The sequence below is a fragment of the Variovorax paradoxus genome (assembly GCF_030815855.1).
In the GTDB taxonomy this organism is placed as follows: Bacteria; Pseudomonadota; Gammaproteobacteria; order Burkholderiales; family Burkholderiaceae_C; genus Variovorax; species Variovorax paradoxus_M.
The window spans coordinates 5735465-5759261 of the sequence record NZ_JAUSXG010000001.1; the positions used below are offsets into that span (position 1 = coordinate 5735465).

The following is a 23797-nucleotide window of genomic DNA, read 5'->3' on the forward strand; positions in this document are numbered from 1 at the left end:
CGCGATGGCTGCAGCGCGTGGCTCAGGCGTAGAGCGGTTCTTCCGCCATCTGCTCGCACTGGTCCTGCAGCACGAGGATCTGGCCCTTCCAGTAGTCGCTCGAGCCGAACCACGGAAAGTTGATCGGGAAGATCGGGTCCTCCCAGCGGCGGGCGAGCCAGGCGCTGTAGTGGATGAGCCGCAGCGTGCGCAGCGGCTCGATCAACGCGAGTTCGCGCCGGTCGAACTCGCGGAACTGCTCGTAGCCGTCGAGCAGGCCCGACAGCTGCGAGGTGCGCTGTGCACGGTCGCCCGACAGCAGCATCCACAGGTCTTGCACCGCGAAGCCGGTGCGCGCGTCGTCCAGGTCGACGAAATGCGGGCCGCCGCCAGGCCGGTCGGTCGGCGTCCAGAGGATGTTGCCGGGATGCACGTCGCCGTGCAGCCGCAGCTTGCGCGGCTGAAAGCCGGAGGCGGGGGCATTCACCGCCAGCGGCGTGGCTGCAATCATGTCCAGCGCCTGGGTGCAGGCCGCCTCCCATTCGCGCTGCACGTCGAGCGGCACCTTGTTGTTGGCCAGCAGCCAATCGCGCGAGGCGACGCCGAAAGTCTGCAGGTCGAGCGCCGGCCGCGCTTCGAAAGGCTTGGCGCTGCCCACCGTGTGGATGCGCGCGAGAAACCGGCCGACCCATTCGAGCACCTCGAAGTCGTCGAGCTCGGGCGCGCGGCCGCCGCGGTAGGGGCTCACGCTGAAGGCGAAGCCGGCGTGGTGGTGCAGCGTGGCGCCATCGAAAGCCAGCGGCGGCACGGCGGGCACTTCGCCTGCGGCCAGTTCGAGCGAGAAGCCGTGCTCTTCGAGGATCTCGGCCTCGGTCCAGCGTTCGGGGCGGTAGAACTTGACGACGACCGCACTGCGGTCTTCCAGGTACACCTGGTAGACCCGGTTTTCATAGGAGTTCAGGCCGGTGAGCCGGCCGTCGCCGTGCAGGCCGAGCGTTGCGAGCGCGTCGAGCACCACGTCGGGCGTGAGGCTCTCGTAGGGATGTGTGTTGGCGGGCGCTGCGGGGGAAGGGGTCATGCAGCGATTGTCGCTACCCCCGCCCTGTTCGCCGTCACAGGCCGCCCGGTTGTTTGTAAAGCGAAAGGATATGGCCGATGCGCGGGTCGCCCTTGCCGGCCAGCACCTGCGCGTAGGCGGCCTGCACCGCCTCGCCGCCGTGGTGGTGTTCGGCATGCAGCCAGGGGTTGCTCCGGTCGGTCACGGTCGCCAGGAAGTGGTGCCACGCGGCCACCATTCGGCGGCCGAATTCGTCGGCGCCCCATTCGCTGGTGCGCTTCTTGATCTGCGCGGGCGCGAAGAACAGCGTGGCGCGCGGGCCGGGCAGGTCCTTGCCCGCGCCCTTGGACGCGAGCTGCTCGACGTGCGTACCGCCGATCGAACTGCTGTACTTGAGGTTCGCGAAGCGCGTGTGGATGGCGTTGCGCAGCCCGCCGTTGCCGGCGAAGTCGATGTACACGCAGGGTGTATCGGCCGCGATGCCGTCGAGCGCGTCGTAGCTCACCACGCGGTCGTAGCAGCCCAGGCTCTGGCAGAAGGCCACGTTGGCGGGAGAGGTCAGGCCGATCACCTCGATGCCTTTGCGCTGGTGCAGCTGGAAGGCCGTGCCGTAGGCCGTCTTGCTCGATGCGCTCGACAGCAGCATGGTGTTGGCGCCGAAGAAATCGTTGTCGGCCATGAAGTCGTCGATCAGCCACGAGGTGATGAACAGCGGCCGCAGCAGCGCCTGCAGGTCTTCGGTGTCGGTGGTGTAGAGCGGGTCGGCGTTGCAGCGGAAGTACTGGTTGTAGACGGCGGGCAGGTCGGCGCGGTGCGGGGCCGCGTCGGTAAGGCGCCCGGCCGAGAGCCGGTCGGGGCGGAGCACCGCGCTCGACGACATCGGCCAGTAGCCATACAGCCGCTCGCCCACCGCCACGCCCGGGTGCAGCGACTGCACGACGCTCGCGAAGCCCCACACCGGAATGCTGCCCCAGCCTTCTTCCTCGGAGGGAAAGAACTGCCAGTAGCTCATCGCGTCGCCGAAGGCGGCGTAGGTGATGTTGTTGGAGGTGAGCGCAAAGGAATCGATGCGCACGCGCACCTGGCCGTCGGCCAGCGGCTGGTCGGTGGCCGTGTGCAGGCGCGTGGTGGGGAGCTGGTCCTTGCGGACCAGGAGGCTGGTGGTGCTCATGGGGCGGTCTCCACGGTGGTGTGAGTTGCAGGGCGTGCGGCCACGTTAGCGAAGCTTGATGAAAGGCGCTATCGCGTTTCCCTTTGCAGCGTCGCCCGTGAGACAACCGCGGCCATGAAAAAAGCGCCCCGGCTTGTGGCCGGAGCGCTCCTTTTTTGTCACTCAGCGCGGAATCAGGCGATCGTCAGTTCGACGTCGATGTTGCCGCGGGTGGCGTTCGAGTACGGGCACACCTGGTGGGCGGTGTCCACCAGCTTCTGCTTCTGTTCCGCGTCGAGGCCGGGCAGCGTGATGGCGAGTTGTACCGAGATGCCGTAGGCCGCGCCGCCGTTCGTCGGGCCGAGGGAAACCTTCGAGTCGATGGCCACGTCTTCAGGCACCTTCACGCCGATCTTCGGGCCGACCGCCTTCATTGCGCCGATGAAGCAAGCGGCGTAACCGACCGCGAACAGCTGCTCGGGGTTGGTGCCGGGCTTGCCCGAACCGGGCGAGCTCAACTTGACATCGATGGCGCCGTCGCTGGACTTGCCTGCGCCGTCGCGGCCGCCGACGGTGTGGGCTTCAGCGGTGTAGAGAACCTTGTCGAGCTTGGTGGTCATGGTGATTCCTTTGATGATGGAGGGAGGGTGAAAAAAGCTTCGCTCTCTCTTTTTGGATCGAAGCGGGAGAAAACCGGGATGTCCGTCAGGCTGCCTTCTTGATGCGGTCGCGCAGCGATTGGATCTGCTGGGTGAGCGAAATCAGCTCGGGCACCGAGCACTGGGCGGCCGCCATCAGGCATTCGGGGACGTTGGCGGCGCGGGACTTGAGCTTGCGGCCGGTGGCAGTGAGTGTGATGTGCACGCGGCGCTCGTCGGCCGTGTCGCGCACCCTGGCCACGTAGCCGTTGGCTTCGAGCCGCTTGAGCAGCGGCGTGAGCGTGCCGGAGTCGAGCGAGAGGCGTTCGCCGAGCTCGGAGACGGTGGGGCCGTCTTGCTCCCAGAGGGCGAGCATGACCAGGTATTGGGGATAGGTGAGCTGCAGCTTTTCCAGGACCGGCTTGTAGAGGCGGGTCATGGCCAACGAGGCGGAATAGACGGCGAAGCAGAGCTGGTTGTCCAGCTTGAGCATTTCGTCGGCGGGGGCGGTGTTGGAGCGCATGGGGTGAATTGTAGCGAGCAATTGAATTGTGTGCAATATAAGTATTTTTGTTTGTTTTTTGCGGAGGGTTCTTTTGCGTTCCGAGGCCGGGACTCGCCCCGGCGGGCGACCTACTTTTCTTTGCTTCGCCAAAGAAACGTAGGCAAAAGAAAGGCGACCCCACTGTCTGCGACCCCTGCGCTTCGCTACGGGGCAACCTGCGGTGCTCGGGTTTCGCGGGGTCTCGCAGAACTCGCTTCGCTCAAACAGCTGCGAGCCCTGATCCGCGAAACCCTGCGCTCCTCGGCGCATACAGAGGGGCTTGGGAACCGCACGTGCCTTTGCTTCGCTCGGCCACCAAGCCACCGCAGGCGCGTAGCGCCCGCGGTGGTTGGTATTGAGCTGTCTGTATTGAGTTGGGCTGTTGAGCTTGCACCCGGCCGAGCGCAGCGATGGCCTGCCTTCTCCCCACCCCTTCTGTATGCGCCGAGGAGCGCAGATGGAGGCGGGATCAGGGCCGCAGCTGTTTGAGCGAAGCGAGTTCTGCGGACCCCCGCCGGAGTCGAGCACCGCAGGTTTCCCGTAGCGAAGCGAAGGGACGCAGACAGTAGGGGTCGCCTTTCTTTGCTTACTTTCTTTGGCGAAGCAAAGAAAGTGAGTCGCCCGCCGGGGCGAGACCCGGCCCCGGAAAAAAACTACCCCCTGAACCGCTTACGCGTCAGCGCCAACGCAATCCAGAACGCCGCGACCGCATACACAGCAAGCACCGCCGCGTGCAGCCACCAACCGGCCGGCCACTGATCCATGAACAGCGGCCGCACCAAAGCCACCGCATTGGTCAACGGCAGCCAAGCCGCCACAGCCCGCACAGCAGAAGGCAACTGCTCCAGCGGAAAGAACACGCCGCTCAAGAACATCATCGGCGTCATGAACAGCGTGAAGTAGTACGTGAAGAAGTCGTACCCCTTCGCCAGCGCATTGAAGATCAGCGCAATGGAAGAGAAAGTGATTCCCGCGCCGATCAGCACCATCCATGCCACCACGAGCTTCGGGCTGTGGCTGATGCCCAGCCCGAGCATCACGAACAGGATCGCGGTCACGGTGAAGATCGACTTGAACGCCGCCCACAGCATCTCGGCCAACACGATATCGTCGAGCCCGACCGGCGCGTTCATGATGCCGTCCCAGGTCTTCTGCACATGCATGCGCGAGAACGCCGAGTACAGCGCCTCGAAGCTCGCGGCGTTCATCGCGCTCATGCAGATCGACCCGCTCGCGAGGAACAGGATGTAAGGCACCTTCACGCCATCCACCGATACCTGCCCTACCAGCGCTCCCATGCCGTAGCCGAAAGCCACGAGCCAGATCAGCGGCTCGGCGATGTTGCCGATGAGGCTCGGGATCGCGAGCTTTCGCCAGACGAGCAGGTTGCGCAGGAAAACCGGCCACCAGCGCAGCGAGAGTTCGGGGGCGCGCCATGCGGAAGGCGATGGCGTCGGAGTGCCGGCTCCAGTTGTCGTCGTTGTTGTTGTCGTCGACGGGGTGTTCATGGCTAGCCATCCTCTCGAATTTGCCGGCCCGTGAGCTTGAGGAACAGGTCCTCCAGGTTCGCGGGCCGATGAAAGGTTCGCAGGCCGCCGTGCCGCGTCAACGCATCGAGAAGCCGCCGCGCATCCTGCGTGTAGAAGAAGACCGTCTCCCCGCTCACCTCGACGCGCGCGGCCATGGCCCTGAGTTCGGGCGATTCGGCCAGGGACAACGCGCCGTTGCCATACACCTCGACCACGTCGGGCTCCAGGTGCTCCTCGATCAGGTCGCGCGGCCGGCCTTCGGCGATCTTGCGCCCGTGGTCGAGCACCAGCAGGCGCGAGCACAGGCGCTCGGCCTCGTCCATGAAGTGCGTGGTCAAGAGGATCGACTTGCCTTGCTGCAGCAGCAACTGCAGGCGCTCCCACATCAGGTGGCGGGCCTGCGGATCGAGCCCGGTGGTGGGCTCGTCGAGCAGCAGCAGCCGAGGGTCGTTGACCAACGCACGCGCGAGCGAAAGGCGCCGGCGCATGCCGCCCGACAACTCGCCGGGCTTGGCATCGGCCTTGTGCGACAGCGCCGCGAATTCCAGCAGCTGCGGCACGCGCTCTCGCACCTGCGCCTTGCTGAAGCCGAAGTAGCGGCCATAGACCACGAGGTTCTCCGCGCAGCTGAAGTCGGGGTCGAGCGTGTCGAACTGCGTCACCACGCCGAGCTGCGCCTTGATGGCCAGGGCATCGCGCGGCATCTGCAATCCGAGGGCGTCGATCGCCCCGCCGTCGGGTGCGGTGAGGCCCAGGCACATGCGGATGGTGGTGGTCTTGCCGGCGCCGTTGGGGCCGATCACGCCGAGGCATTCACCCGGCGCGATCTCGAACGAGAGATCGTCGACCACCGTGGTGTCACCGTAGCGCTTTCGCAGGTGGCTGGCTCGAAAAAGGGGAGGCGAAGAAAGTGAAGAAGAAGTCGGCACCCGAACATTTTGGCCCAGCCGCGCCGTGCTGTCTTCGGGCAGGCCGGCGGCGCTAGAGCCGCAGCCCGGTGAACTCGGCCTTCATCCAGTCGATGAACGCCTGGGTGCGCGCCGGCAGCAGGCGCGCGCTCGGGTAGATCACGCTGACCGGCCTCGGCGGCGGTTCGTAATCTTCGAGCACCAGTTTCAATCGCCCTTGCGCCACGTGGGGCAGCACCTGGTAAGAGAAGAAGGTGCCAAAGCCCATGCCCGCGGCGCAAGCTTCGATCGCGGGTGCGAGGTGGTTGAATTCGAGACGGTTGCTCGGCGTCACGCTCAGGGTCTTGCCGCCTTCATGGAACTGCCACTGCGGCGGCGCGTCGATACGGCCGCGCACGCAGGGCGCGCCGGCGAGGTCGCGTGGATGCCGCGGCGTGCCGTGCTGCGCGAGGTAGCCGGGACTCGCCGCCACCACCCGGCGGATGGTGCCGAGCGCCTGCGCCACGAGCGAAGAATCTTCCAGCGGACTGATGCGGATGCCGACATCGATGTTCTCCTCCAGCAGGTTCACCGTGCGGTCGTACAGCAGCACGCTGCAGCGCACCTTCTCGTAGCGCTTCATGAAGCGCGTGATGGCGGGCGCCACATACATGTGGCCGAAGAGCACGGGCGCGGTGACGGTGAGCAGGCCCGCGGGCTCGTGTGCTTCGGCCCTGAGCGCGAGGTCCGCGGCATCGGCCGCGAGCAGCACTTCGCGCGCGCTGGGCAAGTAGTGGCGGCCTTCCTCGGTGAGCGAGAGGCGGCGCGTGGTGCGATGAAAAAGGCGCACGCCCAGGTGCGCCTCCAGCGCGGCGAGCGAGCGCACCACCGCGGGCAACGAACTGCCCAGCGATTCGGCGGCACGGGTCAGGCTGCCCTGCTCGGCAATCTGCACGAAGGTCTGCATGGCTTTGAAGCGATCCATGAAGGCTATTAAACCGGAAAACGCAGCAGTGAAATCCATTGAAGGCTATTCATTCATTTATCGGAATAGAAAAGAATGCAGGCATCCCACAGCCATTCGAGAGGAATTCCAATGAACGCAAGCACCTCCGCCGCCCGGCGTCCCGCGCAGCCCATCAAGCTCTATGGCACGCCGATCTCGGGCCATGTGCACCGCGTGCGGCTGTTTCTCTCGATGCTCGAGCTGCCTTTCGAATTCGTCGACCTCGACCTTCGCAAGAAGGCCACGCGCACGCCGGAGTTCCTGGCGCGCAATCCCTTCGGCCAGGTGCCCGTGATCGAAGACGGCGAGGTCACGCTGGTCGATTCGAACGCGATCCTGGTGTATCTCAACGAGCGCTATGCGGCCGATCCGGCCCGATGGATGCCGCGCGATGCGCTCGGCGCGGCGCGCGTACAGCGGTGGTTCTCGATAGCGGCGGGGCCGCTGGCCTACGGGCCGGCTGCGGCCCGAGTGATGGCGCTGTTCGGCCTGCCAGTGGACCCGGCGGAAACAGTGTCGCGCTCCCATTTGCTCCTGTCGGTCATGGAGACGCATCTGCAGCGCGGGGCCTTTCTTGCGGACTCGTCGGCCACGCTGGCGGACCTTGCGAACTACGCCTACGTGGCGCACGCGCCCGAAGGCAGCGTGTCGCTTGAACCCTATCCGCAGCTGCGCGGCTGGCTCGAGCGCATCGAGGCGCTGCCCGGTTTTGTGCCCATGGTGCGCACGCCCATCGGGCTTGCGGCGGCCGCATGATCGCCGCGCCGTTCCACGCCGGCGAACGCGCATTGCAAGCCCTCGCGGGCTCGCGCGAAGTGATGGCTGCGGCCGGCTCGCGCGTGATTCGCGACTTCATGCCGGACCAGCACCGCGACTTCTTCGCGCAACTGCCGTTCCTCGTCGTCGGCAGCCTGGATGCGCAGCTGCAACCCTGGGCCAGCGTGCTGGCCGCGCCGCCCGGCTTCGCGCACTCGCCGGACCCGCTGCACCTGCGCATCGATGCGTTGCCGATGCCGGACGATCCGCTGGCAGGGCAACTGGTGCAGGGTGCCTCGTTCGGCCTGCTCGGCATCGAGCCGCACACGCGGCGGCGCAACCGCATGAACGGGAGGGTCGAGTCGCTCGATGCCCAGGGCTTCACAGTCGAGGTGCAGCAGAGCTTCGGCAATTGCCCCAAGTACATCCAGGCACGCGAGCCGTTGTTTGCGCCGCACAATACCGCCGCCGCGGCGGCACAGCGGCTCGGCGGCCTCGATGATGCGGCGCGCACGCTCATCGGGCGCGTCGACACCTTCTTCATCGCCTCGGCGTTTCCGCAGCATGCGGCGGCCGGCGACGAAGCCGATCCGGCCGCGCAGGGGGTCGACGTCTCGCACCGCGGCGGACTGCCGGGTTTCGTTCGGGTCGGCGAGGACGGCGTGCTCACCGTGCCCGACTTCGTCGGCAACCGCTTCTTCAACACGCTGGGCAACCTGTCGGTTCATCCGCGCGCGGGGCTGCTGTTCATCGATTTCGAAAACGGCGAACTGCTGCACCTGACGGCCAGCGCCGAAATCATCTGGGACGGCCCGGAGGTGGCCGCCTTTGAAGGCGCCGAACGCCTGCTGCGCCTGCGCGTCGAACAGGTGCTGCGCCGTCCGGGCGCGCTGCCTTTGCGATGGGGCGGCGCGGAGCTGTCGCCGCACTTGGCGCGGACGGGCTGCTGGGCGAATGCTCAGCGAGCCGGCAGCGCCGTGTCTTGAAGATCGAAGGCCGCCCGCTTCAATCGAAAACCGGAATGCGCGCGTTGGCCGATGGCCGGTAGTGCCAGCCGCGCTCGCCCAACGCATCGAAGCCGAGGCCGCGCGAGAGCAGCGCCTCGAGCCCGGCGGCGGCGAGCGTGGAAGCCAGCGCCTGGCCCGGGCAGGCGTGCAGCCCATGGCCGAAGCCGAGCATGCGCCGCCGTGCGCGAACCAGCATGAACCGGTTCGGATCGGGGTTGAACGCCGGATCGCGGTTGGCCGAAGCCAGCACCAGCAGCACCGCATCGCCCGCTTTCAGCGGCACGCCCGCAACGGTCACGGGCGCTGCCACGAAGCGTCGGGTGTTCTGCACCGAAGGGTCGTGCCGCGCCGTTTCCTCGATGAGGGCGTGCAGCCCATCGCGTGTACGCGCAGCCTCGCGCAACCCGGGCTCGCGCGCCAGGGCGGCAAGACTGTTGCCCAACAGGCCGGCCGTCGCATCGCAGGTCTGCGACAGCAGGCCGGCCAGGTTGGCGAGCAAGGCGCGCGAACGCGATGCGTCCGACGTGTTTTCTGCAAGCACGGCCGCGAGCAGTGTTCCATGCGGGGGCGGTGCGCTTGCGGCCAGCGCTTCGAAGCGCGTCATCAATGCGCCGGCCGCGCTGCTGGCGCGCTGCAATTGCGCCTCGGTCGACAGCGGCGAGAGGCAGGCGACGAAGTCGCGCATCCACCCTTCGACTTGGGGCAGCGCCTCGGGCGCGAAGCCGAGCAGGTGGGCCACGGCCCGAAGGGGCATGGCGAACAAGGTGTCCGACAGCGGCTGCTCCGGCACCCGTCGCGCGACCTGCAGCGCAGCCGAATGCGCTGCGGCAAGATCCAGCCCCGCCAACGCGCGCTGCAATGCCGGTTTGTTCGCGGTGTGCGCCGCGCCGTCGTTCATTCGCACCAGATGGCCGAACACCTCTCCAGCCGGACTGCCCGCAATGGCGCGCGGCACCGGCTCGGCGACGGGCCGTACCCGCAGCGCGCCATGCGCCAACAACAGCGATTCGATGACGTCGGCGCGGCTGGCAACCCACAGGCGCAGCTTTTCGTCCCAGGCGAGCGGCGCCCCAGCGCGAAGCTTTTCGTAGAAAGGATAGGGATTGGCATGCGTGACGGCCGCGACCGCATCGGCGGGCATGTCTGAAGAGGAGGAGAGGCTTGGGTTCATGGCCGCAGTGTGCAATTGCCACCGCCGGCACACTTCGTCGGTCAGCGAAGTGTGGGTTGCAGCGGCGCCTTAGGATGGCAGCATGCGCACGACGTCTTCCTCCACCGCATCCGCGACGAGCGCGGATTTCCAGCTGGCCCGCCTGGCCGGTGCCATTGCCGAGCCGGCACGTGCACGCATGCTCAGCTGCCTGATGGACGGGCACGCGCGCACGGCGACCGAACTGGCCGCGGTGGCCGAGGTCGCCGCATCCACCGCGAGCGCGCACTTGGCGCGGCTGAAGGATGAACGGCTGGTCGAACTTCTGGTGCAGGGCAAGCACCGCTACTTCCGCCTGGCCGGCGACAACGTGGCCGCGGCGCTCGAAAGCCTGATGGTGGTGGCGGGCGCACCGTGCGCGGCGGCGTTCGCGCCGAGCACGCCGAGCCGGCTGCGCACCGCACGCACCTGTTACGACCACATGGCCGGCACCGCCGGCGTTGCGCTGCACGACCGTTTGCATGCGCAAGGCTGGCTCAGCGGCTTGCAGAGTGGCTCGTACGAACTCACGCCCGATGGCGCGGTGGCGTTGGAGAGCCTGGGCGTCGAGGTCGATGCGGTGCGCCGATCGCGGCGGCGCTTTGCCTGCGCATGCCTCGACTGGAGCGAACGCCGGCCGCATCTGGGCGGTGCGCTCGGCGCGGCGTGGCTTCAGCTGTCGCTGCGCCGCGGATGGGTGCGCCAGGCGCTAGACAGCCGCGAACTGGCGCTCACGCCCAAGGCGTTGCGCGAGATGCCGGAGCTCTTCGCCTGAAGCGCGGCGTCAGGCCTTGAGCTTCAGCAAATAGATCATCGGCCCGGCCATGGCCAGGTCGAGCTCGAGGAAGCTCTCGAAGTCCTTGCCGGCCATCCAGAACGAGTCCCAGTTGTTGCGCTTGATGGTCTTGTTCCAGACGTCGGCGGTGGTGGCACGGTGCACGGCCTCGAGCAGCACGGCCTTGCGCTCGGCCGGCACTTTCTTGCCGGTGAGCACGCCGCGCCAGTTGGCGAGGTCGGCATCCACACCCTGCTCGCGCACCGACGGAATGCCGAGGAACGGCCGCTTCGACGACACGCCAATCGCGCGCAGCTTGCCGCTGGCGAGGCTCTCGCTGAATTCGCTGAAGCCCGAGATGCCCGCCACCGCCTTGCCCGTGACGAGTGCCTCGACCACTTGCGCGCCGCCCGGGTAGGGCTGGTAGACCAGGCCCGCGGTATTGCCGGCCACGCGCGCCAGCATGCCGGCGTACATGTGGTCGACGCCGCCCGCCGAACCGCCGGCGATGACCGTCTTGGCTGCATCGGCGCGCAGTTGGGCGATCAGGTCCTTGGGCGTCTTGATGGGCGAATCGGCCTTGACCGCCACCACTTCGTAGTCGCTGGTGAGGCGCGCCACGGGCGCGACCTGCGCCATGGTGACGGGCGGCTTCTGCAGTGCCACCGCGCCCACCATGACCATGCCGCTCATCAGCAGCGTGTCGGGGTCGGCATCGTATTTCTCGACGTACTTGGCGAGGCCGATGGTGCCGCCCTTGCCGCCGATGTTTTCGTAGACCACCTCGCCCGCCGCACCCGAGGCGACCAGCGCCGCGCCGAGTGCGCGGCCGGTCTGGTCCCAGCCGCCGCCTTCGTTGGCGGGAATGACGATGCGCAGCTTCGAAATGAGCTGCGGCTCGGCGGCACCCGCCGAGCGGGGCCACAGCGCGGCCTGACCGGCGCCTGCGATGGCGGCTGCGCTCGCCATCCATGCATTGAAGTTGCGGCGAGACAGGCTCGCAGGCGACGAACTGGGCATTTCGTTTCCACTTGTTTACAGAAGTAACCAATGATGTCTGCGAAATGAGTCTGTCAACTACCTGTCGGCGTAGGTAAAAACCCTAATGAGTGTTAAATATTACTGAAAAGCGACCTCCGCGAAGCTTCGGAGCTTGCGGCTGTGCAGCCGGGTCGACCCTTGCTCGCGAAGGATGTCGATCGCCCGCATGCCGATGCGAAGGTGCTGCTCCACCCGCTCGCGATAGAAGTGGTTGGCCATGCCCGGCAGCTTGATCTCGCCGTGCAGCGGCTTGTCGCTCACGCACAACAGCGTGCCGTAGGGCACCCGAAAACGGAAGCCATTGGCGGCGATGGTGGCGCTTTCCATGTCGAGCGCCACCGCGCGGCTCTGGCTGAAGCGGCGCTGCGGCTGGTTGCCGGGCAGCAGCTCCCAGTTGCGGTTGTCGGTGCTCGCCACGGTGCCGGTTCGCATGATCTTCTTCAGGTCGGGGCCGGTATAGCGCGTAACGTCGGCCACCGCTTTTTCCAGTGCGAGCTGGATTTCCGACAGGGCCGGAATCGGCACCCACAACGGCAGCTCCTCGTCCAGCACGTGGTCCTCGCGCACATAGGCGTGGGCCAGCACGTAGTCGCCGAGCTGTTGCGCATTGCGCAGGCCCGCGCAGTGGCCCAGCATCATCCAGGCATGGGGGCGCAGCACCGCGATGTGGTCGGTGATGGTCTTGGCATTGGCGGGCCCCACACCGATATTCACCATGCTGATGCCGCTGCAGTCTTCGCGCACCAGGTGGTAGCCCGGCATCTGCGGCAGGCGCGGCGGGGCGGTGCCCTGGCTGCCGTCGAGCAGGCTGGCAAAGTTGGTGCTTGCGCCCGCAGGCAGGCCGCGCCGGCGCGTGATCACGTTGCCGGGCTCGATGAAGGCGATGTACTCGCTCTTCTCGTCGGCCATGGCCTCGTGGCCCAGCCGCACGAACTCGTCGATGTAGAACTGGTAGTTGGTGAACAGCACGAAGTTCTGGAACCACTCGGGCGCGGTGCCGGTGTAGTGCCGCAGGCGGTGCAGCGAGTAGTCCACGCGCGCCGCCGTGAAGAGCGACAGCGGCTGCGCCTCGCCGGCCTGTGCTTCGTAGGTGCCGTTGGCAATGCCGTCGTCCATCACGCCCAGGTCGGGCAGGTCGAACACGTCACGCATCAGGGCGCGCCGCTCGTCGCTCATCGTGCCTTCGATGTGGTCGTTTTCGGCAAACGAGAAATGGATCGGAATCGGCTGCGTGCTGGTGCCGACTTCGATCTCGACCTGGTGGTTTTCGAGCAGCAGCCGGAACTGGTCGAGGTAGTAGCGCGAGAAAAGGTCGGGCCGCGTCAGCGTGGTCTCGTAGCGGCCCGGCCCGGCGACAAAGCCGTAGCTCAGGCCGGCATTGGCCGGCGGCGTGTGGCGCGACACTGTGTGCGTGTGCACCCGCACGAAGGGGTAGCAGGCCCGCACCCGCCCGGGCAATGCCTCGCCGGCGACGAAGCGCAGCATCGATTCCCTCAGGTGCGAAAGGCCGCCCTGGTAGATGGACTTGACCTGCTCCAAGGCCGCGGTGGCGTCGGTGAAGCGGGCGGGAGCAACGAAAGTGGGCATGTGGGGCATGCCGGCATTGTGCAATGCCGGTGCCGCCCGATCAGCCGATGTCGCCGCCGCGCAGGTATTCGCGCAGCAACGTGCCCGCCATGGCCGGCTCGCGCTGCAATATCAGCTGCATCTTGCGCAGCACCATGTCGCAATACATGGCCGGATGCGCTTCGCGCCACTGGAGGTCCTTGCTACGGCCAGCGTCGTCGCCGAACTCGCCTTTCATCTGCTCCATCACGAGCCGGTATTCCATCTGGAGCGCCTGCAGTTCGATGCGCGGATCCTTGCGGGTACCGTCGTTGCGCATGCCTGCCGAGGCGGAAGCGTAGACCTCCGCCACCGCCTTCATGAAGGCGGCGTTGCTCGCCTCGCTCAGCACCGGCTCCGACAGCGGTTGCGGCGCGCCCTCGCGCGGGTTCAGGGTGCGAAGGCACTTCTGCGGATCGGCCGCCTTCATCTGCTGCAGCACGTCGCCCATGACGTGGGCCCACATCACGGCCGTGGCCTGGTCGGCGAAGCCCAGCCGCTCGCGAACCAGCGTGGCGAACAAAGGCCGGATGCGCACGAAGGCGTCCGCGACGCGCACCCCGTTGCCGACATCCTTGGCCAGCGCCGCCTGCACCTTGACCGTGTCGCTCGGCGAATACTTTTCGATTGCTTCGTATGCGAGGTTGGCGTGCAGCTGTTCCTGGAGCCTGACCTCGGGGTTGATGCGCGACTGGATCGACGGCAGGCGGGTGATGCCCCAGGTCGCGGCCGCGAAGATGGCGAGAAACAGGAGGAATTGCCGCACCAGGCTGCCGTCCTCGGGCGATTGGTCTCGGTTGGACACACCCACGATCACGCCGGCTATTACCGCGCACACGGGCAACAGCAGCAGCACGACGGTATAGCTGAGCCACAGGCCCGCCTGCTGGCCGGGAGGGATGGCGAACATGCTGTTGCCGTTCATCACGAGGCCTTGGCGCCGAGCAGGCCCACGCGCCAGCCGGCGTCGCGCAGCAACCGGTTGGTCCTGGCGCTCAGGTAGAGCAGGGCGACCAGGTTCACCAGAGGCACGAAGGCCAGCACCATGAACAGGATCTTCCCCGAGGTGCCCTGGCCCAGCCCCGAGCAGATGCGCACGATGCCGAACAGGCTCACCACCGCCACCGCGATGTACAGCGCCGACGCGATCAGCGGCGGAATCGATCCTTCCCGCGCCGCAGCCGACAGGACGAAGTTCGCGATGAGGCAGTAGATGAGCATCTTCTGGCCGCCGGCGACGAGTGAGAGGGACTCCTCCCGCTCGTCGTAGAGGTTGTTCTCGGCTTCGCGGGAGGACTGGCGGTGGGTCGATCTGTCGGAGGACCTGTCCTGAAGCCCCGTCGCGGACGCGGTGGCCGGCGCCGCCGCCGGCAGCGCACTCAACACGTCCCAACCGCCCGTATTGAAGAGGTACAGAAAGCTCGACACCCGGTGTTCGCCGGCCGCATCGTGCAGGCGGGCGGCCATGCGCGTTAGTTCTTCCATTGCGGCGCTGTCGCCGGCATCCGCGAAGAACAGGCTGCCGCGCCGGGGTATGGCCACGACCACGCCCTTGGGAAAAGCCTGCAACTGGGTGCGCCAGAAACCGCGATCCAGCAGGTAGCTCGCGTCGGTGTCCGCGTCGCCCCTGCCGGTGAACTGGTAGACCCCCAGGCCGAACAGCCCCTGCTTGGGCGCGCCGCGCGCCCGGCGCGTGTTCACGGTGACCTGCGTCATGGCGAGCTCGGGCGTCAGGTTCAGTCGTTCCAGGTCGGACTGCTTGGCGACCGCAAGGGTGCGGTCGGGCGCGATGAACATGAAGCGCAGTTGCATGTCGCCCAGGTAGTCGTAGACCGCCGGCGGGTCGTCGCCGTCGATGGCCGGCGCACCGAGCTGCTCGGTGCGGTGCTCGCTCGCCTTGCTGCGCTGGAGTGCGACCGACAGGTTTTCGCGCAGGCGAAGGGCGGAAACGCTCATGACAGGAATCCAGGAGGGGTTGGGAGAACTGCGGGTCGCGCATTGTGCCCGGCCTCGAACCGATTAACCTCGACGGCCTCCTCCGAACAACCGCGAAAGGTGAAGCAATGAAGGTCGCAGTGATGGGCGCCGGCGCAGTCGGCTGCTACTACGGCGCCATGCTGGCGCGCGCCGGCCACGAGGTGGTGCTGATCGGCCGGCCGTCGCATGTGGAGGCCGTCCGAGCGAACGGGCTGCGGCTGGAGACCCAGGCTTTCGATGCGCATGTGAGGCTCGATGCAAGCACCGAGGCGAGCGCGGTGCGGGGCGCCGGCCTGGTGCTGTTCTGCGTGAAGTCCACCGACACCGAACTGGCTGCGGCCGAGATCGAGCCGCATCTTGCGGCCGATGCGCTGGTGCTGACGCTGCAGAACGGCGTCGACAACGACGAGCGCGTGCGCTCGGTGCTGCCGCGCCACGAGGTGGCCGCTGCCGTGGTCTACGTGGCCACCGAGATGGCGGGGCCGGGCCATGTGAGGCACCACGGCCGAGGCGAACTGGTGATCGCGCCTTCGCGTACCAGCGAACAGGTGGCGCAGCATCTCGCCGCCGCCGGCGTGCCCACGCAAATTTCCGGCAACGTGCGCGGCTCGCTCTGGGCCAAGCTGGTTCTGAACTGCGCCTACAACGCGCTGTCGGCCATCACGCAACTGCCCTATGGCGAGCTGGTGAAGGGTCAGGGCGTGGTCGATGTCATCCGCGACGTGGTCGCCGAATGCCTCGCCGTCGCGAAAGCCGAAGGCGTCGTCATTCCCGGCGACACCGACGCCGCCGTGCGTGGCATTGCGCAGTCGATGCCCTCGCAATATTCATCGACGGCGCAGGACCTGGCACGCGGCAAGCCGAGCGAAATCGACCATCTCAACGGGCTCGTCGTGCGGCGCGGCGAGGTGCTTGGCGTACCCACGCCCGCCAACCGGGTGCTGCTCGTGCTGGTGAAACTGCTCGAAGGCAAGCGGCAGCAGAAGTCGATTGTCTAGCCCGGCATCGGTTCGCGCATCGTCACGAATTCTTCGGCCGCCGTGGGATGGATGCCCACGGTGCCGTCGAACAGCGCCTTGGTCGCGCCCGCGCGCATCGCCACCGCGAAGCCCTGCACGATTTCGCCCGCATCGGCGCCCACCATGTGCAGGCCGACCACGCGATCGGTGGACTTCTCCACGACGAGTTTCATGAAGGTGCGCTCGCTGCGGCCGGAGAGCGTGTGGCGCAGCGACTTGAACTCGCTCGAGAACACCGTCACGTTGCCGAATCTGGTGCGCGCATCGATCTCGGTGTAGCCGCAGGTGCCGATGTTCGGGTGGGTGAAAACGGCGGTTGGAATGTATTCGTAGTCGAGCTTGCGCTTGCCCTGTCCGAACAACGCATCGACCACCACCATGGCCTCGGCCAGCGCGACCGGCGTGAGGTGCACGCGGGTGGAAACGTCGCCCACCGCGTAGATCGACGGTACCGAGCTGCGGTAGTTCGCATCGACCGCAATCGCGCCGCGCTTGTCGAGAGCAACGCCCGCCGCCTCCAGGCCGAGCCCCTGCGTGTTCGGCACCCGGCCGGTGGCAAAGAGCACCGTGTCGGCCTCGACCTGCTGGCCGCGAGCCAGGGTGACGACCAGCCCGCCGGGGCCGCGCGCAATCGACGCGGCTTCGACGTTGAGCCGCACGTCGATGCCGGCCTTGCCCATTTCGTTTGCCACGAACTGCCGCACGTCGTCGTCGAAGCCGGTGAGCAGGTGTGCGCGGCGATGCAGCTGCGTCACCTGGGACCCCAGGCCGTTGAAGATCGATGCGAACTCGCAGGCGATATAGCCGCCGCCCACCACCAGCAGCCGCTTCGGAAACGGATCCAGGTCGAACATCGCGTCCGAGGTGGCAATGTGCTCGCGCCCCGGAATCTCCGGCACGAAAGGCGTGCCTCCGGTGGCAACGAGCAGGTGGCGCGCCGTGTGGCGCTGGCCGTCGACTTCCACCGTGTGGGCGTCGACCAGCTGCGCCCAGCCGGTGATCAGCCTGACGCCCGAATTCTTCAGCAGCGAGGCATACACGCCGTTGAGCCGCTCGATCTCCTTGGCGCGCTGCGTCTTGAGGCGGCCCCAGTCGAACTGCGGTGCCTCCGGCAGCTTCCATCCGTAGCCTGCGGCTTCCTCGAACGATTCGGCATAGCCGGCGGCGTAGCTGTAGAGCTTTTTCGGAATGCAACCCACGTTGACGCAGGTGCCGCCAAGGTCCGCCGCTTCGGCCAGGCCTACGCGCGCGCCGTGCTGCGCCGCCATGCGCGCTGCCCGTACGCCGCCGCTGCCGCCGCCGATGACGAAAAGGTCGAAGTCGAATGTGCGCATGTGAACGGTGCTCCTTGCCGGCGACTTTAGCCGTCGGCGGGGAGCACCGTTTGCCGCGGGTCTTGCGGGCTGCGCCGTGCTGCCGCGCTCTCGGCGTTCAGCGCTGCTGCGAGTCCGGCGAGGTCATCAGCCTGCGCCGGTCGTCGCCGCCGCGCTGGCCCGGCTGAGGTTGGGGTTGGGCTTGGGGCTGGGGCTGCTGCGGTGGCGGTGGCGGCGCGAAGCCGCGTTGCTGCTGCATCGCGCGCACCTGGGCCTCCTGGGCTTGGCGCATGGCGTTCTGCTGGGCTTGCTGTTGCGCCTGGGCCTGCTGCTGCGCCTGTACGGCGCGTTGCTGCATTTCCTGTTGCTGGCGAAGCATCTGCTGCTGTGCCAAGGCCTGCTGTTGTGCCGCGCGCTGTTGCTGCTGAATCTGCGCTTGCTGCTGTTGCTGCTGGGCTTGTGCCTGGGCGGCGCGCTGTTGCATCTCCTGCTGTTGCCGCAGTGCCTGTTGCTGCTGAAGCTGCATCTGTTGTTGCTGTTGCTGCTGAAGTTGACGTTGTTGCTGCCACTGATCCTGGCCGCCGCGTTGTTGCCACTCCTGCTGTTGCTGGCGCTGCCCCTGCTGCCGCTGCCATTCCATTTGCTGCTGCTGTTGTTGCTGTGCCGCCTGCTGTTGCGCCGCGCGCTGCTGCATCGCCTGGATGTTCTGCGCCTGCTGCATCTGCTGGACTTGCCGCGCCTGCTCGTACTGGAACTCCTGCTGCTGGCGGGCGCGCAGCTGCGGCGGCGGCTGCATCGCCGCGGGCCGGCCGAAGCCGCCGCCAAAGCCATGCATCGGAATGCCGGGAGCCGGCGCAACCGGCACGCGCGCGAAGCGGTCATCGGGCAAGCGCACCAGGTCGCGCCGGCCGAAAGGGCCACGGCCAAAGCGGTCGGCCGGCACCACGGTCACGGCACCCGGCATCCGCTGGTTGGCGTAGAAGTCGTTGCGCATCTCGGCCTGGCGGTTCCGGTAGGCGGCCATGCGGTTGACCCGATCGATGTAGCGGGGGCTCGCGCTATAGCCGGGCCGCCATTGTTCGCCGGGCGCGAGCGGAAACCAGCCCACGCCGCTGCGGCCATCGCCGATCTGCAAGGTGGCATTCACGCCACTGCCGCCGCCCACAAAGCCGACCAGCGCGGGCGAATACACAGGCCGTGCGGTGGGCTGCCCCGGCACCCAGGCCCAGCGCGGGCCCACGCGGGCCCAGCGGCCGTAGTGGAACGGCGCAAAGCCCCAAGGCGCGGCATCGACCCAGGTCAGGCCCCAGGGCGCGATGTTCACCCACTGGCCGTCGCGGTAGGGCGCCCAGTCGGCGTCCACGTTGCGCGGGTACCAGACGTCGCCGTAGCTGGGGTCGCTCCGCCAGTCGCCGTAGGTGTCGAGCTGCTGGTAGCCGACCACCTCGCGCGAGACGTAGCGCGCCGAAACGGATTGATCCTCGATGCGGTTGCGCTCGGCCACCCAGGCGTCGAAGCTGCCGTTCTGTGCGGGGGCACCGCCCAACGCGGCAAGGTCGCGGCCGGACACGGTGAGTTGCTGCCGCGCGTCCAGTGTTTGCGATTGGCCGTTTTCGCCATGAAGCGTGGCGCGGCCGGAGGCCACCGCGACCCAGGTGGTGCCGGCGGACGGGTCGGCCGCAATGCGGTATTCGCCCGGTGCGTCGATCACCACCGCGAGGTTGCCGGTGTCGACCTCGACGCGTTGGCCCGAAAGATCGTCGCGCACGCGCAATTGCAGGTGGCCCTGGTTCGCGGTGATGCGCACGGTGTCGTCGTCGAGCTCGGAGAACTCGACATGTGTCTGCCCGTCCATTCGCAGTGCCGCCGAGCCGATGTGGACTTCGGCGCGCGCGTTGCGATCGGTCCAGAGCCGGTCCCCGGTGGTGATGGGTCGGTTGGGTTGCGCGTCGTACCAGCTGTCTTCGCCGGCCGGCGCGAAGCTCACCGTGCCTTGCTGGAGGTTGAGGCGCGCCACGCGGCCCGGGGGGTCTTGCTGCTGTGCGCCGGCCGCCGCGCCGAGGCACAGCAGCGCGAGGCCGAGCAGCCATCGGTGCAGAGGCCGGTGAAGAAGGGAAAAGGCGGTGCGGTTCATGGTTTGTCTCTGGTTCGCGGGGCCGGACGAAGGCGATGCACATGTAACGCGCGAGAATCCGCTGCCGCTGTCAGCGCATGCCCTCTGCTTGGTGAAGTGCACGCACATTCGGCAACCGCTTGTAATGAGGGACTCTGCATGAAAAACGACAACAACACTGGTGTATTGAACGAAGTGCGCTACCGAAACAATAGCAAATCGTGCTGGTTCGCAGCGCTCGCGTTCGGCGTGGCGGGTTTCATCGCCAACCCTGCCGACGCCCAGCTGGCGCGCAAGCCCTCCTATTACCAGCAGCAGAACAAGGCTGTGCCCGAGGGTGCGGCCATGCCACCCGCCGCGCATCCGGCGGCGCCCGCATCCCTGCCGGCGCTGCGCAGCCGGGACGATTTCGACACCCTGGCGCGGGTGTACGACGCCGGCACGCCGATGCAACTGGCCCACGTGCTGTTCGCCGTCGACCGCCGGGCCAAGCCCTTGCGCACCTATTACATCGACACGCCGCGCTTCCAGCTCCACGTGCGCTTCGTGCGCGACATCGGGCTCGCGCCCCACGCGGGCAAGCGCGAGATCGACCGCAACTACCTCGTGCCGGACCGCCGCTTTCTTTTCGGTACGCTGAGCTGGCAGCAGAACATCGGCAGCTTCACCTACGAATTCTGGGAGGGCGACCGGCTCACCCCTGCGCTGCTGCGGCAGGCCGATGCGCAGGTGAAGGCCAGCTTCTTTGCGCCGGTCAAGTTCAAGACCAATTCCACGCTGCACGAGCGGGTCGCAAAGGAAACAGGCATCGACTTCGTCAGCCAGGAAGCACTGATCCGCGAGCAGCCCTACATGCCGATGAACCTCGGCACGGCCACGGGCCGGGTGCGCATCGTGGACGAGGCTTCGGGCGCGAACGGGTTGAACGCGCTGCTGCCCGACGACATTGCTGTGCTGCGCCAGGTGCCGATCAGCCTGCCGCCGGTGGCCGGCGTGCTGACCGAGCGGCCCTCGACCGCGCTTTCGCACGTCAACCTGCTGGCCAAGGGCTGGGGCATTCCCAATGCCTACGTGCGCGATGCCGCGTCCGTGCTGCGCGAGCATGCGGGCCAGTGGGTGGCGCTCAAGGTCGCGGCTTCGGGGTATCAGGTGCGCCGCCTCACGTCCGACGAGATCGCGGCGCTGCCGCCGCGCAATGTGCGCACCGCGGGCATCGGCGCGATTCCTGGCGGTGCGAAAGCCGCTCCGCCCGACCTGCGCGAAACCCGCTTGCTGCCACTTGCGTCTCTTCGCGCGCGCCACAGCGCGCAGTGCGGTTCCAAGGCTGCCAACCTCGGCGCCGTGCTGGCTGCGCGCGTTCCGTCCACCACGGTGCCCGACGGCTTCTGCATTCCCTTTGCGCACTACGACCGCTTCATGCGCGCGAACGGCCTGGCGGACCGCATTGCGCGCATGCAGCGGCAGCCCGGTTTCGCGAGCGATCCGCAGCAGCGGCAGAAGGCGCTCGCGCAGCTGCGCGACGAAATCGTCCAATGGCCGGTCGAGCCTGCCACCGCGGCGGCATGGCGCGCCGCATGGCAGTCGCAACTGGGCGGCGGCGGCGTGTTCGTGCGCAGCTCGTCCAATTCGGAAGACCTGCCCGGCTTCAGCGGCGCGGGGCTCTACACCACGGTGCCCAACGTCAAGACGGGCGACGCGCTCGAGTTGGCGGTGAAGAAGGTCTGGGCCTCGGTCTTCAACCCCGAGGCCTGGGAGGCGCGCAGCGCCGCAGGCTTCGGCGCCGAGTCGGTGCTGATGGGCGTGTTCGTTCAGACCGCCATCGATTCGACCAATGCCGGCGTGATGATCACGCGCGACCCGTTCGATGCCGGCCATCCGTACGTGACCTACATCTCGGCCAAGCGCGGCATCGGCATCCGCGTGGTGGAGGGCCAGCGCGTGGCGGAGCAGGTGATGTATTCGAGCTGGTCGAAGGCCATCCAGGTGCTGAGCCGGTCGGCCGAAGAAACCGCCCTGCAACTCGACAAGGACGGCGGCGTGAAGGAAGTGCCGGTCGAAGTGGGCCGCAACGTGCTCACAGACGAACTGGTGCTGCGTCTTGCAAGCGTGGGCGCCGCCGTGAAGCGGGCCTTCGGCGGCATCGACCAGGACATCGAATGGGCCACCGTGGGCGACCGCATCGTGCTGCTGCAGGCGCGTCCCTACGTGGAGCGGCGCCGCTGAGCGGAGGAGAAGGAGCTCAACCTCCGTAAAGATACTGCGGCAGCCACAGCGTCAACCCCGGCCAGATGTACATGAACACCATGCACAGGATCACGATCAGCATGTACGGCATCATCCCCGCGAAGATCTGGTTGATCGTCACGTGCGGCGGCGATACGCCTTTCAGATAGAAGGCCGACATCGCCACCGGCGGCGAGAGGAACGCCGCCTGCAGGTTGACGAACACCAGCACGCCGAACAGCAGCGGATCGATCTGGAAGTGCGCGAGCAGCGGCAGGAAGATGGGCACGAAGATGACGATGATCTCGGTCCACTCCAGCGGCCAGCCCAGCACGAAGATGATCGCCTGCGACAGCAGCAGAAATTGCAGCGGGCTGAGGTTCATGCCGAGCACCCACTCCTCGACGATGCGTTGGCCGCCGAGCAGCGCGAACACCGCCGAAAAGAGCGCCGAACCCACGAACAGCCAGCAGACCATCGAGGTGGTCTTGAGCGTGAGGAACACGGCCTCCTTGGTCTTCTTGAAATTGAGCGTGCCGGCCTGCCAGGCCATGAGAAAAGCCCCCGCCGCGCCGACCGCGGCCGACTCGGTGGCGGTCGTGATGCCGAACAGAATCACGCCCAGCACCACCAGCGTGAGCGTGGCGAGCGGCATCACCGACGACACGAGCATGCGCAGGATCTCGAACTGCTCCGCATCCATGCGCCAGTAGTACCAGGCGAGCAGCGCGAGCGTGAAGAGGCTGGCAAGCAGGAAGCCCGTGTAAAAGGCTTCGGGCACTGCCGCGGTCTTCGGCGCATCTACGGCTTCGCCGAGCTGTTGCAAGCCGCCCTCGGCGTTCGATGGGGCCGCAGCGGTTTCGCTGCCGGGCGGCTCTTCGACGCCGCCGGCCGGCTCCTGCAGGCCGCCTTCCGATGCGGGTTCCGCCGGCGGTTCCGATGTCGGCGGCTCGGCCAGTCCGGTGCCGGAGGCTTCGGGCAATGCCGCGGCCGCTGCGGTGCCTTCGGCTTTTTGCGCCGACTGCTGCTGCACGGCCGGTGCGTTGTTGTCCTTCTGGGAATAGATCGTCACGTACCACCAGACAGAGCCCAGCGTCGCGGCCGCGAGCGCCACCGGCACCAGCGCGCTCAGCAGCCCGCGCAGCAGCATCCACCACGTGATGCGCACGCCCTCGGCCGTGCCGCGCAGCGCGCGCGCCGGCGACGCCACGGCCGCGGCGAGTGCCGGCAGCAGGCGCGGCGAATAGCTGGCCGCGAGGTGCGCAACCCAGGCCGAGACCGGCGCGCGCTGCTGGTCGGGTGGCAGCTTGGGAGCCACCTTCGGCTGCAGCATGGCCCAGCCGATCACGTAGACCAAGTACAGAAAAGCGAGGAAGAAGCCGGGGAACATCGCCGCCGCATAGAGCTTGACGACCGACTGCCCGGCCACGGCCGCGTAGACGATGATCATCACCGACGGCGGAATCAGGATGCCGAGCGTACCGCCGGCGGTGATGACGCCGGCCGCAAGGCGCGTGTCGTAGCCGGCATTGAGCATCGGCCGCATCGCAATGACGCCCATCAGCACCACCACCGCGCCGACCAGGCCGCTCGCGATGCCCCAGAAAGTGCAGACGATCAGCGTGGTGACCGCGAGCGATCCCGGCACGCGGCGGAACGCGAGCTGCACGCTGTGGAACATCTTGTCGACCAGTGCGCCGCGCTCCATCACGTAGCCCATCAACACGAAAAGCGGGATGGACAGCAGCGTCTCGTTGGTCATGGCCCCGAAGGCGCGCTGCACCATCAGGTCGAAGACCTTGTTGTCGAGCCAGGGCGAGGCGGGATCGTAGAAGGCGATGAAGCCGAAGAACATGCCCAGGCCCATCAGCGTGAAGGCGGTGGGAAAGCCGAGCATGATCACGACCACGATCAGGCCGAGCATCAGCATGCCGAGTGCCGGTTCGCTCATTCCGAAACCTCCGTGCTTCGCACTGCGATGCGAGCTTG

20 protein-coding genes are annotated in these 23797 nt (G+C 67.3%); 5 read left to right on the forward strand and 15 right to left on the reverse strand.

Annotation, left to right across the window (positions count from 1 at the left end; all coding sequences use genetic code 11):
- Window positions 1-22: 22 nt before the first annotated feature.
- The 7 genes from QFZ42_RS27225 to QFZ42_RS27255 all read right to left on the reverse strand — a co-directional run bounded on the left by QFZ42_RS27225 (window position 23) and on the right by QFZ42_RS27255 (window position 6769).
- Window positions 23-1057: a serine/threonine protein kinase gene (locus tag QFZ42_RS27225; protein WP_307703953.1), complete on the reverse strand. Its 1035-nt coding sequence runs from the start codon at window positions 1055-1057 to the stop codon at window positions 23-25.
- Between the two features lie 34 nt (window positions 1058-1091).
- Complete coding sequence (locus QFZ42_RS27230; RefSeq protein ID WP_307703954.1) at window positions 1092-2207, reverse strand: DUF2855 family protein; 1116 nt, start codon at window positions 2205-2207, stop codon at window positions 1092-1094.
- 173 nt (window positions 2208-2380) lie between these two features.
- Window positions 2381-2806 (reverse strand): organic hydroperoxide resistance protein, encoded by a 426-nt coding sequence (locus QFZ42_RS27235; RefSeq protein WP_126750043.1) that lies wholly within the window; start codon window positions 2804-2806, stop codon window positions 2381-2383.
- A gap of 85 nt (window positions 2807-2891) precedes the next feature.
- A complete protein-coding gene (locus QFZ42_RS27240) occupies window positions 2892-3347 on the reverse strand; it encodes a MarR family winged helix-turn-helix transcriptional regulator (RefSeq protein ID WP_307703955.1) in 456 nt (151 codons plus the stop codon).
- 674 nt (window positions 3348-4021) lie between these two features.
- Window positions 4022-4876 carry an ABC transporter permease gene (locus QFZ42_RS27245; protein WP_307703956.1) on the reverse strand — a complete coding sequence of 285 codons (855 nt, stop codon included), beginning with the start codon at window positions 4874-4876 and terminating at the stop codon, window positions 4022-4024.
- Window positions 4877-4878: 2 nt separating this feature from the next.
- Window positions 4879-5826 (reverse strand): ATP-binding cassette domain-containing protein, encoded by a 948-nt coding sequence (locus tag QFZ42_RS27250; protein ID WP_307703957.1) that lies wholly within the window; start codon window positions 5824-5826, stop codon window positions 4879-4881.
- Window positions 5827-5878: 52 nt separating this feature from the next.
- On the reverse strand, window positions 5879-6769 hold the full coding sequence (locus QFZ42_RS27255; protein WP_307703958.1) for a LysR family transcriptional regulator: 891 nt from the start codon (window positions 6767-6769) through the stop codon (window positions 5879-5881).
- 111 nt (window positions 6770-6880) lie between these two features.
- On the opposite strand from QFZ42_RS27255, the gene QFZ42_RS27260 reads away from it, so the two are divergent.
- Both QFZ42_RS27260 and QFZ42_RS27265 read left to right on the forward strand, forming a co-directional pair.
- On the forward strand, window positions 6881-7546 hold the full coding sequence (locus QFZ42_RS27260) for a glutathione S-transferase family protein (protein WP_307703959.1): 666 nt from the start codon (window positions 6881-6883) through the stop codon (window positions 7544-7546).
- Window positions 7543-8532 (forward strand): pyridoxamine 5'-phosphate oxidase family protein, encoded by a 990-nt coding sequence (locus QFZ42_RS27265; RefSeq protein WP_307703960.1) that lies wholly within the window; start codon window positions 7543-7545, stop codon window positions 8530-8532. Before QFZ42_RS27260 ends, QFZ42_RS27265 begins: the two co-directional genes overlap by 4 nt.
- Before the next feature lie 19 nt (window positions 8533-8551).
- Here QFZ42_RS27265 and QFZ42_RS27270 read toward each other — a convergent pair whose 3' ends face one another.
- Complete coding sequence (locus QFZ42_RS27270; protein WP_373423416.1) at window positions 8552-9694, reverse strand: cytochrome P450; 1143 nt, start codon at window positions 9692-9694, stop codon at window positions 8552-8554.
- Between the two features lie 112 nt (window positions 9695-9806).
- On the opposite strand from QFZ42_RS27270, the gene QFZ42_RS27275 reads away from it, so the two are divergent.
- Window positions 9807-10517 carry an ArsR/SmtB family transcription factor gene (locus tag QFZ42_RS27275; protein ID WP_307703962.1) on the forward strand — a complete coding sequence of 237 codons (711 nt, stop codon included), beginning with the start codon at window positions 9807-9809 and terminating at the stop codon, window positions 10515-10517.
- A gap of 9 nt (window positions 10518-10526) precedes the next feature.
- Here the strand turns inward: QFZ42_RS27275 and QFZ42_RS27280 are convergent, their stop codons facing one another.
- The 4 genes from QFZ42_RS27280 to QFZ42_RS27295 all read right to left on the reverse strand — a co-directional run bounded on the left by QFZ42_RS27280 (window position 10527) and on the right by QFZ42_RS27295 (window position 15119).
- The gene (locus tag QFZ42_RS27280; protein WP_307703963.1) at window positions 10527-11537 is read right to left on the reverse strand and encodes a Bug family tripartite tricarboxylate transporter substrate binding protein; all 1011 of its coding nucleotides are present in this window, start codon (window positions 11535-11537) and stop codon (window positions 10527-10529) included.
- A 99-nt stretch (window positions 11538-11636) separates the two neighbouring features.
- Entirely contained in the window at window positions 11637-13154 is a 1518-nt protein-coding gene (locus QFZ42_RS27285) for an AMP nucleosidase (protein ID WP_307703964.1), read from the reverse strand.
- Between the two features lie 31 nt (window positions 13155-13185).
- Window positions 13186-14073, reverse strand: a complete 888-nt coding sequence (locus tag QFZ42_RS27290) for a hypothetical protein (RefSeq protein ID WP_307703965.1) — start codon at window positions 14071-14073, stop codon at window positions 13186-13188.
- 14 nt (window positions 14074-14087) lie between these two features.
- Entirely contained in the window at window positions 14088-15119 is a 1032-nt protein-coding gene (locus QFZ42_RS27295; RefSeq protein ID WP_307703966.1) for a hypothetical protein, read from the reverse strand.
- A gap of 107 nt (window positions 15120-15226) precedes the next feature.
- On the opposite strand from QFZ42_RS27295, the gene QFZ42_RS27300 reads away from it, so the two are divergent.
- Entirely contained in the window at window positions 15227-16138 is a 912-nt protein-coding gene (locus QFZ42_RS27300; RefSeq protein ID WP_307703967.1) for a ketopantoate reductase family protein, read from the forward strand.
- Here the strand turns inward: QFZ42_RS27300 and gorA are convergent.
- Window positions 16135-17493, reverse strand: coding sequence for a glutathione-disulfide reductase (gene gorA, locus QFZ42_RS27305; RefSeq protein WP_307703968.1), 1359 nt, complete (start codon window positions 17491-17493; stop codon window positions 16135-16137). The genes QFZ42_RS27300 and gorA overlap by 4 nt on opposite strands.
- 97 nt (window positions 17494-17590) lie before the next feature.
- Complete coding sequence (locus QFZ42_RS27310) at window positions 17591-19606, reverse strand: DUF6600 domain-containing protein (protein WP_307703969.1); 2016 nt, start codon at window positions 19604-19606, stop codon at window positions 17591-17593.
- Between the two features lie 138 nt (window positions 19607-19744).
- Here QFZ42_RS27310 and QFZ42_RS27315 point away from each other — a divergent pair, with 138 nt between their 5' ends.
- Complete coding sequence (locus QFZ42_RS27315) at window positions 19745-21808, forward strand: PEP/pyruvate-binding domain-containing protein (protein WP_307703970.1); 2064 nt, start codon at window positions 19745-19747, stop codon at window positions 21806-21808.
- A 16-nt stretch (window positions 21809-21824) separates the two neighbouring features.
- Here QFZ42_RS27315 and QFZ42_RS27320 read toward each other — a convergent pair whose 3' ends face one another.
- Window positions 21825-23759 carry a TRAP transporter large permease gene (locus QFZ42_RS27320; protein ID WP_307703971.1) on the reverse strand — a complete coding sequence of 645 codons (1935 nt, stop codon included), beginning with the start codon at window positions 23757-23759 and terminating at the stop codon, window positions 21825-21827.
- Window positions 23760-23797 lie beyond the last annotated feature (38 nt).

Coding starts and splice junctions, on each gene's coding strand:
- QFZ42_RS27260 (WP_307703959.1), top strand. CDS start 6,881: ATGAACGCAAGCACCTCCGCCGCCCGGCGTCCCGCGCAGCCCATCAAG.
- QFZ42_RS27225 (WP_307703953.1), bottom strand. CDS start 1,057: ATGACCCCTTCCCCCGCAGCGCCCGCCAACACACATCCCTACGAGAGC.
- QFZ42_RS27290 (WP_307703965.1), bottom strand. CDS start 14,073: ATGTTCGCCATCCCTCCCGGCCAGCAGGCGGGCCTGTGGCTCAGCTAT.
- gorA (WP_307703968.1), bottom strand. CDS start 17,493: ATGCGCACATTCGACTTCGACCTTTTCGTCATCGGCGGCGGCAGCGGC.
- QFZ42_RS27255 (WP_307703958.1), bottom strand. CDS start 6,769: ATGGATCGCTTCAAAGCCATGCAGACCTTCGTGCAGATTGCCGAGCAG.
- QFZ42_RS27240 (WP_307703955.1), bottom strand. CDS start 3,347: ATGCGCTCCAACACCGCCCCCGCCGACGAAATGCTCAAGCTGGACAAC.
- QFZ42_RS27320 (WP_307703971.1), bottom strand. CDS start 23,759: ATGAGCGAACCGGCACTCGGCATGCTGATGCTCGGCCTGATCGTGGTC.
- QFZ42_RS27265 (WP_307703960.1), top strand. CDS start 7,543: ATGATCGCCGCGCCGTTCCACGCCGGCGAACGCGCATTGCAAGCCCTC.
- QFZ42_RS27300 (WP_307703967.1), top strand. CDS start 15,227: ATGAAGGTCGCAGTGATGGGCGCCGGCGCAGTCGGCTGCTACTACGGC.
- QFZ42_RS27270 (WP_373423416.1), bottom strand. CDS start 9,694: ATGCCCGCCGATGCGGTCGCGGCCGTCACGCATGCCAATCCCTATCCT.
- QFZ42_RS27275 (WP_307703962.1), top strand. CDS start 9,807: ATGCGCACGACGTCTTCCTCCACCGCATCCGCGACGAGCGCGGATTTC.
- QFZ42_RS27280 (WP_307703963.1), bottom strand. CDS start 11,537: ATGCCCAGTTCGTCGCCTGCGAGCCTGTCTCGCCGCAACTTCAATGCA.
- QFZ42_RS27245 (WP_307703956.1), bottom strand. CDS start 4,876: ATGAACACCCCGTCGACGACAACAACAACGACGACAACTGGAGCCGGC.
- QFZ42_RS27310 (WP_307703969.1), bottom strand. CDS start 19,606: ATGAACCGCACCGCCTTTTCCCTTCTTCACCGGCCTCTGCACCGATGG.
- QFZ42_RS27235 (WP_126750043.1), bottom strand. CDS start 2,806: ATGACCACCAAGCTCGACAAGGTTCTCTACACCGCTGAAGCCCACACC.
- QFZ42_RS27315 (WP_307703970.1), top strand. CDS start 19,745: ATGAAAAACGACAACAACACTGGTGTATTGAACGAAGTGCGCTACCGA.
- QFZ42_RS27295 (WP_307703966.1), bottom strand. CDS start 15,119: ATGAGCGTTTCCGCCCTTCGCCTGCGCGAAAACCTGTCGGTCGCACTC.
- QFZ42_RS27285 (WP_307703964.1), bottom strand. CDS start 13,154: ATGCCCCACATGCCCACTTTCGTTGCTCCCGCCCGCTTCACCGACGCC.
- QFZ42_RS27230 (WP_307703954.1), bottom strand. CDS start 2,207: ATGAGCACCACCAGCCTCCTGGTCCGCAAGGACCAGCTCCCCACCACG.